Raw genomic sequence first — 14,326 nt, forward strand, 5'->3', positions numbered from 1 at the left:
GCGGTTATTTGCAGGAGGAACTCGCTGTTATCGGTCAGGGAAATTATCACTTAGCTTTAACCGAGGCGCGGACATCCCCTTCTTACCGTCCCTGCCCTACGCTTTCACTCATCAATGATGTACTCAAATTTTTGGATGACATCATTGTGAGCGACTGGCACAGGCCCAACGACAGACTTTTCGGAAGCCATCATGGACAAGAAAGCAAAGAACATACTGTTCAAAACATATTGGAGCAGCAGCGGCTGGCTCTCTGAACAAAAGACCGCCCCCGACGACTTCGCTTATGCCAAATCCCAGGGGATGATGTTCGATCCGGTCAACGTGACCCACGACGAATGTCTGGAGAACGTCCTGGCGATGGCGAAACGGATGTCGCCAACCAAAGCGGCACACGCCTTTCTGGCCAGCCTGTCGGCAAAAAGGCTCGACTGGCGGTCAGGCATCGCCTCATACAACCTCGCCCGTCAAATGGTTCCACATCAATACGCGCCGGTTATCAGCGGGCAAAGTTTTCGGCCGGACGGTTCCATAGAGAGCACGAGCCATACCTGCAGCGTTTGCCGGAATGTCGTACCCGGCCTCACGATTGGCGCTGAGCGCTATGAGAATGAGGATCTCAACGTCCTCAATTTCGAACGCATTAAGTGGGGCGGCGTCCGTCACGGCCAGCTGATCTATACGTGGTTTGATCTGCAAGAGTTGGAACGCGCCGATATTCCAGAGCCGACGGAGGAGGACATCGTAATCCTCCAGAGCATCCTCTCGACCATCGAATCAAGCCAACCGACCGACCATGCCGGTGCGCTAGAAAAGCGACTGGCTGCCGCCGTTAAATCGTCGAAGGACGAACGACGTACAATCATCGACATCCTTGCCCACCTGGACGTGCTCAGGCCAGCATCCTTTGATCGCCCGATTCACGGCAAGAGCGACTGGTCAGCGGCGGCCGCAGCATGGCGTGGCGAGGACAAATATGACAGGGAGGCTGTTCGCCTCTACTTTGGGGAATGGTTGTATCGCTGATTCAGGCTCTGTCGCGTTAACGGATGAACGATGAAAATCGGGGTCGTCGTCGTTTTAGACGACCAGCAGATAACAGGAGCCCTTAGTTTTCAAGTGCAGCCAGGATAGCAGCTTCCATTTTCTCGGGGGAGGTGAACGGGGCAAAACGCTTCAGCGGTTTGCCGTCGCGTCCGATCAGGAACTTAGTGAAGTTCCACTTGATCCGTCCACCCAGCACGCCGGGCAAGGCGTCTTTCAGGTAACGAAACAGCGGGTGCGTAGCGTTTCCGTTGACCTCCACTTTCCCGAACATCGGGAAGCTCACGCCGTAGTTGATGTGACAGGTCTGCGCGATGTCGTCGGCACCGCCGGGTTCCTGCTTACCGAACTGGTTGCAGGGGAAACCCAGCACCACCAGCCCCTGTGCAGCATACTTCTTGTAGAGCGCCTCAAGGCCTGCGTATTGTGGCGTGAAGCCGCAATGGCTGGCGGTATTCACCACCACAACCAGCTTGCCAGCGAAGTCGGCCATCGGGATGAGCTCGCCACCCAGACTGGTGGCGGTAAGTTGGTGAAAGGCGGTCATATCGGGATCCTCAGATCGTCTCTTGTTCAGGCTGACGTGAATTAAAAACGTACCGGCGAAACATCAGCCAGATGAAAAGAGCACAGAGCGCAATGCCTGCCAAAATCATATAGGCGAAGCTCCATGACGTATGGCTTACGATGACGCCAGCCAACGCCGGACTGAATGAGGCACCCAGCCCCTGGAGTAACATAACCAGCCCAAGCGCTGCGTTGATATGTCCTGAGCCATTAAACAATGAGGCGATAAGTCCGGGTACGGCCACGCCCAAAATTCCCGCACCGACACCGTCTAACGCCTGGACTGGAAATATAACAAATTCATTGCCCCAGAAAGACGCAATCGCGGCACGAACAGGTAATACGATCAACGCAATGACGATAAGCCTGGCATAGCCATACTGTGCGGCATATCTTGCCGTGAGCAATGCAACAGGGATCATCACCGCCTGAGAAATCGCGACCGTCAGGGCGGCATAGGTGCCAGGCGTAAACAGGGAACCCGAGGGAGAGGAGGCGACCTGCATGCTTAACATCGGCAGTTGTGCCGCATTGGCCAGGTGGAAGAGGAGCAGTGTCACCCCCGTTACCGCCAGTTCAGGTCGCTTTAGCAACGCCAGAACAGAGACCGAAACCGTCGGACCTTCGTGTTTTTCCACCCCTCTCGCGACATCATGGTCAATATCGTTTTTATTAATCGCTAATGTACACATCACGGCGCATACCGCCATCGTGGTCATCAGTAAAAACACGGAACCCGTGCCCCAGACCCAGCAGGTTATCGCTGCCAGCACCGCCACCGCCATATTACCGCTATGGTTGAAGGCTTCATTTCGGCCCATCTGCGACAAAAAACCTTTCTGACCGGCGATGCCTAAGGTGATGCCGGCAATGGCTGGCGCGACGATAGCGGCCGCGATACCGGTAATGATTTGCGATAAAATCACCACGACGGAAGTCGGAAAATACCAGAGGGCAAGCGCGCTCAAGGTAATGAGCAGGGATGAAGTGATAATTAACAGACGTTTGTAACGCGTGGCATCGACGATCATCCCTGAGGGGAACGTGGCTAACAATCCGGCCAGGCCCCCCACCGTCATCACCAGACCAATTTCTTCTGCCCGCCAGTGATGGGACACCAGAAATATACCTAAAAACGGCCCCAGCCCATCGCGGACATCCGCGATAAAAAAGTTGAGCAAACAGAGAACTTGCAGTGAACGTAATCTCATCAACATTCGCCCCAGAAAGAATCGTCATCACGAAAAACCCCGGCACGATGGCCCGGGTTAATTTGCCTGGCTTTTGATTGTTCAGTACTTGAAGAACCTTGCTGTTTATACGCGTGAACCCGGCTCAAAAATAGTGCTCATCTCCTGCCCCGTCAACGTCATTGCCACAATGGGACGACGAGAAGATGGGGGAAATGGCGTTAAGGGTCAAGGGGGCATGGGGAATGTCGTCGGAGCAGGGTGCATTCCGCAGATGGAGAGGAGAACTAAAGGCCAGCTTTGAGTGAAGAGCGGACCTTGGCGTTCTTTGTAAAAATCCAGTTTGTGTTGTTTTGCACTAGTTTAGAGACGAAAAATATTGCGTCGGTGATTTACCCAGCGCTTTTCTGAACATCGTAATAAACGCGCTGACCGAATCATACCCCAGAGTCCCGGCTACGCGCTGCACGGACTGACCTTCAGCCAGATGGCTCAGGGCAATCATCAAATGCAGTTGCTGACGCCAGCGCCCAAAGCTCATTCCTGTCGCCTCTTTTATCAGCCTGGCCAGCGATCTTTCGCTGGTGACCAGATGTGCAGCCCACTGCTTTAACGTTCGCCGATCATCAGGCTCATTAAAAAGTGCCTCCGCCATATTCCGGATTTTAGGATGATCGGATACGGGAAGATGGAGCGCTTCAACCGGCACATCCGGAATATGCTCCAGCAGCACCGCTGCGAGCCTGGCCGTTTTACTGTCAGGAGAATAATCATGTTCCTGCCCGGCCAGATACAGAACAAGCTCGCGGACCAGAGAAGTAATCGCCAGGGTACAGCAGATTTCCGGCATCGCTGCCGCGCCGGGTTCGATAAACAGAAAGCAGGTATCTGCATTCTTCGTGACCCGGCAGTTGTGTGGGGTTTCACCCGGAACCCAGACAGCATGTCCCGGTGGAACAAGCCACAGCGCATCCTGAACCTCACAACTCACTGCACCACGTAAAGAGATAATAAGTTGTCCCTTACAGTGAGCATGCGGACTCTGCCCGGCATACTCGCCTGATGATGATACATGGAGGGCGATAGCAGCCTGACTGAAAGCATCAGCATCAAAATCTTCAGGTGAAGTCACCGGTTTTTTCTTATTAAGTGGCATGATTTAGCTATATGTTGTCAGGTTATCTATATTCTGTAACTCATGCGTACTTTAAAGTCTTTCTTTTTTCCAGAGAAAGTCAAATTTATGCCCCACACTTCGAACAAGTGGCCTTCAATCATACTTGTAACCGGTATCCTTTTTATTGCCATTAACCTGCGCGTTCCCTTTACCGCTATCGCTCCCGTTTTAGAACACATTCGCCATGATTTTGGGCTGAGTATGACTGCCGTTGGGTTGCTTAACTCGCTGCCCTTACTGGCCTTTGCCGCCTTTTCTCCTCTGAGCGCATCTATCTCCCGGAAGTTCGGTATGGAACGCACCCTTTTTGGTGCCCTGGCAGTGATTTCTGCAGGCATCCTGCTTCGCTCCACAGGCAGTATCTGGGCGCTTTATGGCGGAACAATTTTCATCGGTATCGGGATTGCCTTGGGCAATGTCCTGCTGCCTGGCCTTATCAAACGTGATTTTTCCGGCAATATGGCCTCCGTGACGGGGGCGTATTCCATCACGATGGGCGCCGCTGGCGCAGTTGGCTCTGTCATTGTCATTCCTCTTGCACTGAGCTGGGGCTGGAACATCGCACTGGCGATGCTCGTAATTTCGCCTCTACTTGCGCTGCTTTTATGGCTGCCCCAGTTAAAGAAAAAGCATCAGCTGCCAGCATCGGGTGAGAAAAAAGCGGCGCCCGTCGCGGTCTGGCGCTCGCCTCTGGCATGGCAGGTCACCTTATTTATGGGCCTGAATGCGATGCCGTTTTATGTTGCTGTCGGCTGGCTGCCAGCCATTCTGACGGACAATGGACTCTCCTCAGCCCAGGCCGGTGAAGTACACGGCATTCTTCAGCTGACCACCGCCATTCCCGGCCTGATTCTGGCGGCCACGCTGCGTCGCCTCAACGATCAGAAAGCAGCCGCTGCCGGCGTCAGCCTGTTAACCGCTGCGTCCTTTATCGGCATCCTGTACCTGCCGAATCTGGCGATGCTGTGGGCTGCTCTTCTCGGCTTCGGCTCGGGTGCCAGTATGATGCTGGCCCTGACCTTCATCGGGCTACGTACCAAAAATGCCGGTGACGCCGCCGCGCTGTCAGGCATGGCGCAGAGCGTCGGTTATCTGATGGCGGCGATGGGTCCGCTGCTGCTGGGCAAAGTACAGGAGTTGTCCGGAGGCTGGACATTGCCATTACTGATGACCGCAGCAATCGCGGTCGCTGGTGCCTGCACAGGAATGGCTGCCGGACGAAATGCACACCTGGAACCGGCACAGCAGTCGGGCTGAATTTGCCGACAAAACAGGAGAGCGCTCTGTTCTCCTGCTGCGGATACTCTCCATTATCGTTCCGATAAATATCCCTGCTACTTAAGGCGACCTTTTACAGAGAAGACCGTTTTTGACCTGCGCCATCGTTAAAAAGCCCGGCGACCCAGTCAGCAAAAGCACGCACTGCGGGAGAGAGAAAACGCTGATGCGGATAGAGCATCGTCACCGGCACTGAAGGTGGCTGCCAGTCCGCCAGAACCTCGACCAGCTTGCCTTGCTGCAGATTCTCCGAAATCACATTCTCAGCAAGCTGCGCCAGCCCAAAACCCTCAAGACACAGTCTGATATAGAGTCCCGTTTCGTTAACGGCTGCATCTCCTTCTACCGGAACGGAAAGCATCTCAGTGCCACGCGTAAAACGCAGTTCATTGGTCCGTCTTCCCGAACCGGAAAAGTAATGGATTGCCCGATGCTGCGACAACGCTTCCGGCGTCTCAGGGATACCGTACTCCCTGAGATAGTCCGGCGAGGCACAGGTCACCCAGCGAAACCGGCCAAGGGGACGAGCAACCAGCGTGGAGTCGGTTAATTCCCCGGTTCTGATGACGCAATCCACACCTTCCTGAACAAGATCAACCTGCCGGTCGCTGACGCCAATCATCAGATAAATATCCGGATAGAGCCGGTAAAAATCTTTCAGATTCGGCATGACGATAAAATGGGCGATCCCACCGGGCATATCTATCCGCAGTCGCCCCTGGGGCCGCCTGACGGAATCGGTCAGGCTGGATTCCGTGTGTTCAATCAGTGAAAGGATTTCCCGGCACTGCGCAAGATACTGCAGGCCTTCAGGAGTGAGTCTGACCCGCCTCGTCGTCCGGTTAAGCAGACGCACCTGCAGGTATTTCTCCAGATTTTTAATCGTGCTGGTGACGGTGGAAGCTGGCAGTGACAGTGTCTCTGCCGCGCGCACAAAGCTTCCAGCTTCAGCAACCCTTATAAAAACCTGCATAGCCTGAATCCGATCCATCATCCTGCTCCTGGGTAAAAGTGAGTCTGATTATTCGCGAATTATGAATTATGAAAACGGTTTAAGCATCTTTTTCAGGATAATGGCGTGGAGTATCGTTTCCTCATTAATCAGGAAGGAGGCAGGTTTAATGACAGATTACATCAGAAATATTGTTAACAATCAGACTGACACGCCATCGGCAACGCTGATTCGTGGCGCAACGATACTGAGCATGGACGAGCGCATGGGTAATATAGAGCGCGGCGATATCCTCATCACTGGGTCGACTATTACTGCCGTGGGCCATAACCTGGACGCATCAGGTGCTCATGTGATTGATGCCAGCAACATGATCGCCATGCCGGGAATGGTCGATTCTCATCGCCACGCATGGGAAGGACAGCTGCGCCGCATTAACCCAAACGCCACCTGCCTGGACGACTACAGCAACGCCACGCACTTCTCCTTCGCTAAATATTACCGGCCTGCCGATATCTATGTTGGCAACCTGCTGACGGCGCTGGGCGCTATTGACGCGGGCATCACCACGATGATCGATAACTCGCACAACAGCCGAACCGCAGCGCATTCCGATGCCGCCGTGGAGGCCCTGCTTGATACCGGCATTCGTGCCATTCATGCTTCCGGCGCACCGGTAGCTGGCGAATGGGATAAAGCCCACTGGCCGGGAAACTGGCAGCGTCTGCAGGATAAGTATTTCACCGACAATCCTGAAAGCCTGGTCTCTCTCGCCGTCATGGCCCAGCTGGAGCCGGAGTTGTGGGCCGAGGCCCGCAGGCTGGGACTGTCGATTGTCACTGAGTTCTTTGGCGCTGAGATGGGGGCTGAACTTGAGTCGCTGCATCAGCAGGGGCTGCTGGGTCCGGACAATATTTTCAATCACTGCACGGCGCTGCCCGACCGGGGATGGAAAATTCTGCGGGAGGCCGGTGTCCGGGTGAACGTCTGCCCGCGCTCAGATTCGCACTATGGCATCGAAAGCGGGATGTTCGCCATTGAGGCCGCGCAGCGTCATGGCATCAACCCTGGCCTGAGCGTAGACAATGAAACGTCGTACAGCACCGACATGTTTATGGAGATGCGCGTCGCCTTTTACCTGCAGCGCGTGATGGGCATGCATCAGCAGCAGTGCTGCGATTCTGAACATGCGCTGAAAACGCTTCCGGCGGCGCAGCTCCTTAAAGCCGCGACTCTTGATGGCGCTGCCTGTGCAGGGCTGCAGGACAAAGTGGGCAGCCTGACGCCAGGCAAACAAGCCGACCTGGTGCTGATTAGCGTCAGTGATCTCAATCTTTACCCATCCGGCAATGCCTTTGGCACGGTGGTTCATGCCGCCGAGCGCAGCAACATCGACACCGTCATGATCGGCGGACGCATCGTTAAACAGAACGGTAAGGTGCTGGGCGTAGACAGCGCGCGACTACATGCGGCGATTGATGAGTCGCGTGAGCACCTTTTTGCAGCCTCTGGCTACCAGCCTGACATTTTTTCTGACACCTTCCTGCCGCTGGTGCAGGCCGACTGACCAGGATGAAAAGCATGGGCATGATCTATTACGTAATCGCTTTTGCCGCAGGTCTTGGGATCACCCTGCAGACGACCCTGAACAGCCAGCTGGCAAAGGGACTGGGCGGCGACCCGGTCACTGCGGCGCTGTTTTCATTTACGGCGGGCGCGTTCAGTCTGGGGATTTACGCGCTGCTGCGGGGTGGGTTGATGACATCGCTGGCGGCGATCCCGTCGCAACCCCTCTGGAGTCTGGCGGGCGGAATGATAGGCGCATGTGCACTGTTCAGCTATGTCGTGCTTGCGCCGAAAATTGGGTTTTCAGCCCTGCTCGGGCTGGCGATTGTCGGACAGTTACTTTCCTCGCAGATGATTGATCATTTTGGCTTGCTGGGCGCTGTGCGGCGTCCGGTTTCGTTACTCAGGCTGGGGGGCATGGTTGTCATGCTGATCGGACTTGCCGTCATGCTTTTCGGCGATCGGCTCTCTGCACGTTTTCTGCAGTAACGGCGTTATCCACTTTTGCCATCGTGCATTACGACCTTTTATATCCGGAGGATTATCATGTTTTCAATTGCAGCTGAGGTCAGGAATACACTGGGAGAGTGCCCGCTGTGGTGTGAAAGAACCCGCAGGCTCTACTGGACTGACATCGAAGGCAGTGAGCTGCTCGCCTTAGGAGAAGACAATGACGCGGTTATGCGCTGGTCGCTACCAGAACGCCTTGGCTCCTTTGCTCTGACCGGACAAAGCCACATTCTGCTGATGGGGCTCGCATCCAGGCTGGCTTTTTATGATCTCAATACCGGGTTACTTACCCAGGTGGCCACCTCACCGGGAGAATCAGGCACCCGCATAGGTGATGGACGGTGCGACCGTGCCGGTAATTTTGTCTTTGGGACAATGGATGACGGTTATCCCGTAAAAGTTATCGGCAAATTTCATCGACTTAATGCAGCAACACTGACTGTTGAGACGCTTGCACTGCCCGATGTCGCTATCCCGAACAGCCTGTGTTTCAGCCCCGATGGTGGCACGATCTACTACAGCGACTCAATGCAGGGCAAAATCTTCTGCTGCGATTACCCCTCACTGCAAAACCGGCGCGTGTTCACCGAAATCGAAGGCAACGGGGCGCCCGACGGCTCCTGCGTGGATGGCATGGGCTATCTATGGAATGCTGAATGGGGAGGGAGTCGTGTTGTCCGTTACCGTCCGGATGGAACCACAGACGCTATCCTGTCATCCAATGGAATTCAGAGCACCTGCCCGACACTGGCCGGTGAGGGTTTCACCCGCCTCTATTGCACCACGGCTTCTGTGGGTCTTTCTTCGCCATCAATTTATGATGGTGCCTTGCTGAAGGCTGAGTCCGAAGTGAATGCCGGCTTATCAGAAAGCCGGTTTGCAGCAAATACAGTGTAACGATTTGGATACTAGCAGCACTGTATGTGCTTCAGGCTGAGAGAAAATGTCTGCTTCTGGCACTCAGAAGCCGCTCAGGCCCAGCATGGCGAGGAAAGAGCTAATATCAATCAGGACGCAACGCCAGTTCTGGCAAGCCTCATGGTTCCACGGCGCAATAATTCGCTATGATGATAAAAATGAACAGGATATCGAAGATGAAAACAGTCGAATTTTTGCTGTACACCATAAAACCCGGCACCGGGAAAGACTTCCACAGGATAATGACGGAGGAGAGTGCCCCACTTCACCGTTTAGCGGGTATGGATATCATTTCTTTTGGTATATCAGCCCATGACGACGATGCTTACTATTTGATCAGAGCTTATGACAGCCTCTCCCAGCTGAAATCCTCTCAGGAATCTTTTTATAACAGCGTAGAGTGGCGTCTTGGCCCCCGGCAGGCCATTGTCGATAGAATCAGCGTCAGCGTTAAGTCCGTGCTCATGCTTAGCAACAATGCCATTGAGAATTTGCGATCCAGCTGATTGTTCAGCGTGGGCTGACTGCCCATCACAGCTATAAAGGATGGAACTGTCGTCACATTGTTTGCGTGGCGAAAGGAAGTCTGATTGACGTCCGTATGGATGATCACAGAGTCGACAAATCGGGGCTGACTTTCCGATGGAAAAATGGAAACATCCTACGCTAAGCCTATTTCTTAGGCAGGCATGACAGGCATTTTTGAGCGGAGAGCAGACCTACAATGACTGTCTGCGTTTCCACTCATCGACGACATCACCTAAAGTTTTTGGAACATCATTACGTATCCAGGCCATAAATTCTCGATTAAATCGAAAGTCGTCTCCACACGCCTTAATCATGAAACGACGGACGTTTTGAGTGTTTTTATAGTTTTTATCCACATTCGTAGCACGTGTAAGCAATGAGCTATGCCAATCTATTTTCAATTTACCCCCCTGTAATGGTTTTTTTTGCATTTGTTCTTACCCGGAATGGTCTGAATGTCGACTTCATCGCCGGATATGAGCGACAAGCGGACATGTATCAAGGGATACATGTCCCTATATTTAACGTAAATCACGATATAAAATTATAAAAAAATCAAATCACAACCATAGAAATAAATCTCATTAAAGACTGATCCTGGACAGTAATAAATCGGGTAACAAAAATTGATAAAAATTATTGACTATATTGCTCGCTGTAGAATTTCACCTGGCAAACCATCAAAATCCCTGAACTCAACGGAAACGAAATCATGGTTCGTCAGAATTTTTCTCGAAGCCGCATTTGCAGGATCGATAATGGCGATGAGTGTGGATATTTCAAGATTTTCACTGGCTTTCTTAATCAGTAATCTGGTGACACAGCTGGCGATACCGCGCCCCCAGAATTCAGGTAATAGCATGTAACCAAGCTCGGCGGTCTGCAGTTTTTCACTAATATGCACCAGTTTAGCAAGGCCGATAAAATTACCTTTATTAGCATCTACAATCCTGAAACAGCCTAATTCTGCATTCCGTGCATTGTTATTAAGCATCTTTTCAAAATCATGGCATGCCTCATCATAGGGAATCGCACGCTCTGTGATCATAGCCATAACTTCTACGCTACTGACAAGTCTGAAATAATCGGAGAAACACATTTCTGTGAAATCTTCAAGTAAGATATCCATTTAACGCCTCATAGAACAGATTGCAGATAATGTCACTCCCAAGCTCACGCTGGCATCAATAATGACGTCACGTTGCTCCACGCCTATGGCACCTGATGATGCCCGAATACCCGATATCACTCAACCAGACAAGACCGTATGGTGTACACACTATTCATTTGCCAAGATGACAGCAAGCTGTCATCTTGGTGCTCTGCTGTCAAATTTAAACAGGGAATGACAGGAATGAATAAAAAAACAGTTCATCTCGCGATTTACGACACCATGGCTGATTGGGAGGTGGGTTATGTAATCGCACATTTAAACTCACCTGAATTCCATAAAAAACCAGGGATGTTTGAGGTAAAAACAGTTGGCAAATCGCTAGCGCCGATTATCAGTAAAGGTGGGCTAAAGATTGTTCCCGACCTCAGTCTGGACACGTTGGAACCGCAAAAAAGTCAGATGCTGATATTACCTGGTGCAGATATTGCTCTAAAAGGAGGGATTGATAGCTTTGTCAAAACAGCCTCTCAGTTCTTAAGTGCCGGAACCCCAGTTGCAGCCATTTGTGGGGCAACGGCTGCACTTGCTAAAGGTGGACTCTTGGATGAATTACCACACACCAGTAATGCAAAAATTTTTCTTGAAATGGTGGGCTATAAAGGTGGAGCCCACTACCAGGACCAACTGGTTGTAACTTCTGGAAACTTGATCACTGCGAGCGGAATTGCTCCAATTGAATTTGCGATCGAAATTTTCCGTAAACTTGATGTTTACTCCGACACGACATTGCGTGCCTGGAGTAAGTTATATAAAGACCACAATCCTGAAGGCTTTTTCGAACTTATGGCGGAACATAGCGATGAGTGAAACACAGGAAAAGCTGAGTACTTTAGCATTGACGACCTTCGCACTGAATGGCCTGTTTCTTACTGTTGCTGAACAGCTTACTGCGCCGGTAGGGATTACAGCAACCCGCTGGCAGGTCATTGGCGCGGTTCTGAAAGAACCCTTAACTCAGTCAGAAATTGCACGAAGGATGGGAATAACACGGCAGAGCGTACGCAGAACAAGTCTCCAACTCGTTGCTGAGGGAATGCTATATTTCACTTCAAACCCATCAAGCCGCAAAGCTATGCTGCTCCATCCGACAGAAAAGGGGTACGCGGTTGTCAATAAAATCAGTCCGCAACACGCTGCGTTTGCAAAGCAACTAGAAGATAGAATAGGGAAAGACAAGATGGCAGAAATTATTGATGCTATGACCGGACTGCGAAATACGCTCGAAGAAATTGTACGATCTTAAAAGCATGTGGGCTTGCCCATTTCCCGTTTCTGGAACACAACCCTGATGGCTTAGCGTGAAAACGATGATCTCATCAAGCTCATAGTTTCTGTCCGCTTCTGGCATTAAGCAGCCAGAAGCGGGACCCGGTCTGCTGTCTGCCATGGGCGAGGAGCGGACGTTGAGTGAGATTAAAGCTGTAAAAAAATGCAGACCTATAGGCCGATTCAGGCTGCAATTTATGTTTAGATAAATATCGAGAATGAGTATTTAAGCTTTTTTAAGGAGGGTACGTGCGCATTCGACCATCATCTCGATTGATCATTCTTTCGCCTGAAAATCACGTCCTGCTCTTTAGGTTCTGTCATAAAGAGGGTGCTCTGAGAGGAAAAACATACTGGGCAACGCCGGGCGGAGGGCTTGAAAAAAATGAATCTTTCGAGCAGGCCGCTATACGCGAATTATTTGAAGAAACGGGTTTGACAAGAACATTAACCGGACCACAAATAGCGTCCCGAACCTTCACAATGATGCTAACAAGTGGGGAGACGGTACTTGCTGAAGAACGTTTCTTTATGATTAATGCAAATACTGTCGATGTCGACCGCTCAGGGTGGAGTCGCAATGAAAAGGAAGTCATTCGCGATCATCATTGGTGGACAATAGAAGAAATCATACACACCAATGAGACAATTTTTCCACGCGACTTAATCATTAACATCCTTGAAAGCAAGTCAGCCGGATCTTCGACGTTAACTGCATCATGATATCCTGAACGTTCGCTTCTGGCACTCAGCAGACAAGCACGTGAAGCTGAAGGTCCGCTGAGAGCGAAAGCGGACATTCGCAATTTATCGATAAAAGATGCAGGCTTGTAAAACGGTCGCGCATTTATCTTGTAGAAATAAAGCTGGCTTTCTATATAGTTGGATGATGAACTTTTCAAATATCAGCAGGTAATTGCATGATCTTAAGTGTTAATCACGTTGGTTTTTCAGTTAAAAACATTGAAGACTCATTATTTTTTTGGACTCAGATTCTTGGAGGTAAACTATTACGTGAAGGAAAAATGTCCGGACCTATAATCGATGAGGTAACAGGTGCAAGGGGAGCTGATGTACGAATGGCTTTGCTTGAACTGGCTGATATTCGAATTGAATTACTACAATACAATAACATTGAGCAGCCAGAAGAACCTTCAGCGCCCTATATCCCAGGCTACGCTCACCTTGCTTTTAATGTAGAGGATCTTGATACGCTCTTGGGCAAAGTATCGGACTACGGCTGGAAGACGCCGGGTAAACCTCAGACAGTATTGTCAGGCCCCATGCAGGGAACCAGAGTAATATATTTACAAAGCCCTGATGGTCAGACGCTTGAATTGATGGAACGCAGTCAATGAGGCCCACATATCATGACCTGTTATCCTCTAATTAAAACAGAGATGTTTGCAAAGTCCGCTTTTGGGCACGAAGCGGACGTTGTCACATCCCTATTACGATTCAGCGCGCTGAATCCTCAGTTCATAAACTACGCAGGGTACATCGTAATGCTGTTCTATTGCTTTGTAAGTCATGCCTAATCGCTGCATCACGCGCTGAGAGGGAGCATTTTCAGGATCGGCAACAGCCACTAAATACGTTGCGCCTATCTGCTCTGCCGCGAAATCAATAATCGCTTTCGCCGCTTCTGTTGCATAGCCTTTGCCATTCTGTTCTGGGACGAGCCGCCAGCCAATCTCTAAGGGTGCACCCTCAACGTTTGCCAGGTACTGGAGGCATGCTGCGCCAACGATGGCCCCGGAAGCCTTCTCTTTGATAGCCCACCACGAAAATCCGTATTTCTGCCATCGGGCCTGAACACGCCTGATACTTTCCCAGGTCTCTTCTGGTGTTTTAACAATCCCCTTGCTGATATACCGCATCACGCCGGAATCGTTATCCATCACCCTTAAGCCTTCGTAGTGTGAGTCATGATAGGGTTCAAGCCTTAAACGCGCAGTTTCTACATTCATCTGACAATCCTATTGACTAGAAGGTATGACTTTTGGTGAATTTCTCCACATAAATCAACATAGCACGATGTAAGTAATGTGCGCTTCTGACATAAAGCAAACCGCCCAAGTGGATGACCCTGACAACCAGAAGCAAAGCCTCGCCTCACAACGAAGACTCTCTCCTGGATGATTTCAGTCTGCTAC

Annotated in this window: 17 protein-coding genes; 10 read left to right on the forward strand and 7 right to left on the reverse strand. The window is 51.2% G+C overall.

Features of this window, described 5'->3' with window-relative positions:
- Positions 1–192 precede the first annotated feature (192 nt).
- Positions 193–1,026 (forward strand): hypothetical protein, encoded by an 834-nt coding sequence (locus tag FY046_RS02430; RefSeq protein ID WP_446185707.1) that lies wholly within the window; start codon positions 193–195, stop codon positions 1,024–1,026.
- Between the two features lie 82 nt (positions 1,027–1,108).
- Here FY046_RS02430 and FY046_RS02435 read toward each other — a convergent pair whose 3' ends face one another.
- From FY046_RS02435 to FY046_RS02445, 3 genes are all read right to left on the reverse strand, one after another.
- The gene (locus FY046_RS02435) at positions 1,109–1,591 is read right to left on the reverse strand and encodes a glutathione peroxidase (RefSeq protein WP_446185708.1); all 483 of its coding nucleotides are present in this window, start codon (positions 1,589–1,591) and stop codon (positions 1,109–1,111) included.
- A 10-nt stretch (positions 1,592–1,601) separates the two neighbouring features.
- Positions 1,602–2,822, reverse strand: a complete 1,221-nt coding sequence (locus FY046_RS02440) for an MFS transporter (protein ID WP_171149174.1) — start codon at positions 2,820–2,822, stop codon at positions 1,602–1,604.
- Between the two features lie 337 nt (positions 2,823–3,159).
- On the reverse strand, positions 3,160–3,957 hold the full coding sequence (locus FY046_RS02445; RefSeq protein WP_446185709.1) for an AraC family transcriptional regulator: 798 nt from the start codon (positions 3,955–3,957) through the stop codon (positions 3,160–3,162).
- 87 nt (positions 3,958–4,044) lie between these two features.
- Here FY046_RS02445 and FY046_RS02450 point away from each other — a divergent pair, with 87 nt between their 5' ends.
- Positions 4,045–5,235: an MFS transporter gene (locus FY046_RS02450; RefSeq protein ID WP_446185710.1), complete on the forward strand. Its 1,191-nt coding sequence runs from the start codon at positions 4,045–4,047 to the stop codon at positions 5,233–5,235.
- Positions 5,236–5,329: 94 nt separating this feature from the next.
- On the opposite strand, the gene FY046_RS02455 is transcribed toward FY046_RS02450, so the two are convergent.
- Complete coding sequence (locus FY046_RS02455; RefSeq protein ID WP_042569315.1) at positions 5,330–6,247, reverse strand: LysR substrate-binding domain-containing protein; 918 nt, start codon at positions 6,245–6,247, stop codon at positions 5,330–5,332.
- Positions 6,248–6,377: 130 nt separating this feature from the next.
- On the opposite strand from FY046_RS02455, the gene FY046_RS02460 reads away from it, so the two are divergent.
- The 4 genes from FY046_RS02460 to FY046_RS02475 all read left to right on the forward strand — a co-directional run bounded on the left by FY046_RS02460 (position 6,378) and on the right by FY046_RS02475 (position 9,708).
- On the forward strand, positions 6,378–7,775 hold the full coding sequence (locus FY046_RS02460; protein WP_446185711.1) for an amidohydrolase family protein: 1,398 nt from the start codon (positions 6,378–6,380) through the stop codon (positions 7,773–7,775).
- A 14-nt stretch (positions 7,776–7,789) separates the two neighbouring features.
- The gene (locus FY046_RS02465) at positions 7,790–8,263 is read left to right on the forward strand and encodes a DMT family transporter (RefSeq protein ID WP_004958554.1); all 474 of its coding nucleotides are present in this window, start codon (positions 7,790–7,792) and stop codon (positions 8,261–8,263) included.
- 57 nt (positions 8,264–8,320) lie between these two features.
- On the forward strand, positions 8,321–9,181 hold the full coding sequence (locus FY046_RS02470; protein WP_446185712.1) for an SMP-30/gluconolactonase/LRE family protein: 861 nt from the start codon (positions 8,321–8,323) through the stop codon (positions 9,179–9,181).
- A gap of 197 nt (positions 9,182–9,378) precedes the next feature.
- On the forward strand, positions 9,379–9,708 hold the full coding sequence (locus FY046_RS02475) for an NIPSNAP family protein (protein ID WP_446185713.1): 330 nt from the start codon (positions 9,379–9,381) through the stop codon (positions 9,706–9,708).
- A 213-nt stretch (positions 9,709–9,921) separates the two neighbouring features.
- Here FY046_RS02475 and FY046_RS02480 read toward each other — a convergent pair whose 3' ends face one another.
- Positions 9,922–10,131, reverse strand: coding sequence for a DUF6434 domain-containing protein (locus tag FY046_RS02480; protein ID WP_133842120.1), 210 nt, complete (start codon positions 10,129–10,131; stop codon positions 9,922–9,924).
- A gap of 242 nt (positions 10,132–10,373) precedes the next feature.
- Entirely contained in the window at positions 10,374–10,859 is a 486-nt protein-coding gene (locus tag FY046_RS02485; RefSeq protein ID WP_446185714.1) for a GNAT family N-acetyltransferase, read from the reverse strand.
- 225 nt (positions 10,860–11,084) lie between these two features.
- On the opposite strand from FY046_RS02485, the gene FY046_RS02490 reads away from it, so the two are divergent.
- From FY046_RS02490 to FY046_RS02505, 4 genes are all read left to right on the forward strand, one after another.
- Positions 11,085–11,711, forward strand: coding sequence for a type 1 glutamine amidotransferase family protein (locus FY046_RS02490; RefSeq protein ID WP_446185715.1), 627 nt, complete (start codon positions 11,085–11,087; stop codon positions 11,709–11,711).
- A complete protein-coding gene (locus FY046_RS02495; protein ID WP_167863678.1) occupies positions 11,704–12,147 on the forward strand; it encodes a MarR family winged helix-turn-helix transcriptional regulator in 444 nt (147 codons plus the stop codon). The genes FY046_RS02490 and FY046_RS02495 overlap by 8 nt, the downstream gene beginning before the upstream one ends.
- Before the next feature lie 272 nt (positions 12,148–12,419).
- The gene (locus FY046_RS02500) at positions 12,420–12,893 is read left to right on the forward strand and encodes an NUDIX hydrolase (protein WP_446185716.1); all 474 of its coding nucleotides are present in this window, start codon (positions 12,420–12,422) and stop codon (positions 12,891–12,893) included.
- Between the two features lie 197 nt (positions 12,894–13,090).
- A complete protein-coding gene (locus tag FY046_RS02505) occupies positions 13,091–13,528 on the forward strand; it encodes a VOC family protein (RefSeq protein WP_015697722.1) in 438 nt (145 codons plus the stop codon).
- Positions 13,529–13,621: 93 nt separating this feature from the next.
- Here FY046_RS02505 and FY046_RS02510 read toward each other — a convergent pair whose 3' ends face one another.
- On the reverse strand, positions 13,622–14,140 hold the full coding sequence (locus tag FY046_RS02510; RefSeq protein WP_446185717.1) for a GNAT family N-acetyltransferase: 519 nt from the start codon (positions 14,138–14,140) through the stop codon (positions 13,622–13,624).
- Positions 14,141–14,326 lie beyond the last annotated feature (186 nt).

The organism is Erwinia sp. 1181_3 (assembly GCF_052824965.1).

Coding starts and splice junctions, on each gene's coding strand:
- FY046_RS02430 (WP_446185707.1), top strand. CDS start 193: ATGGACAAGAAAGCAAAGAACATACTGTTCAAAACATATTGGAGCAGC.
- FY046_RS02435 (WP_446185708.1), bottom strand. CDS start 1,591: ATGACCGCCTTTCACCAACTTACCGCCACCAGTCTGGGTGGCGAGCTC.
- FY046_RS02440 (WP_171149174.1), bottom strand. CDS start 2,822: ATGAGATTACGTTCACTGCAAGTTCTCTGTTTGCTCAACTTTTTTATC.
- FY046_RS02445 (WP_446185709.1), bottom strand. CDS start 3,957: ATGCCACTTAATAAGAAAAAACCGGTGACTTCACCTGAAGATTTTGAT.
- FY046_RS02450 (WP_446185710.1), top strand. CDS start 4,045: ATGCCCCACACTTCGAACAAGTGGCCTTCAATCATACTTGTAACCGGT.
- FY046_RS02455 (WP_042569315.1), bottom strand. CDS start 6,247: ATGGATCGGATTCAGGCTATGCAGGTTTTTATAAGGGTTGCTGAAGCT.
- FY046_RS02460 (WP_446185711.1), top strand. CDS start 6,378: ATGACAGATTACATCAGAAATATTGTTAACAATCAGACTGACACGCCA.
- FY046_RS02465 (WP_004958554.1), top strand. CDS start 7,790: ATGGGCATGATCTATTACGTAATCGCTTTTGCCGCAGGTCTTGGGATC.
- FY046_RS02470 (WP_446185712.1), top strand. CDS start 8,321: ATGTTTTCAATTGCAGCTGAGGTCAGGAATACACTGGGAGAGTGCCCG.
- FY046_RS02475 (WP_446185713.1), top strand. CDS start 9,379: ATGAAAACAGTCGAATTTTTGCTGTACACCATAAAACCCGGCACCGGG.
- FY046_RS02485 (WP_446185714.1), bottom strand. CDS start 10,859: ATGGATATCTTACTTGAAGATTTCACAGAAATGTGTTTCTCCGATTAT.
- FY046_RS02490 (WP_446185715.1), top strand. CDS start 11,085: ATGAATAAAAAAACAGTTCATCTCGCGATTTACGACACCATGGCTGAT.
- FY046_RS02495 (WP_167863678.1), top strand. CDS start 11,704: ATGAGTGAAACACAGGAAAAGCTGAGTACTTTAGCATTGACGACCTTC.
- FY046_RS02505 (WP_015697722.1), top strand. CDS start 13,091: ATGATCTTAAGTGTTAATCACGTTGGTTTTTCAGTTAAAAACATTGAA.
- FY046_RS02510 (WP_446185717.1), bottom strand. CDS start 14,140: ATGAATGTAGAAACTGCGCGTTTAAGGCTTGAACCCTATCATGACTCA.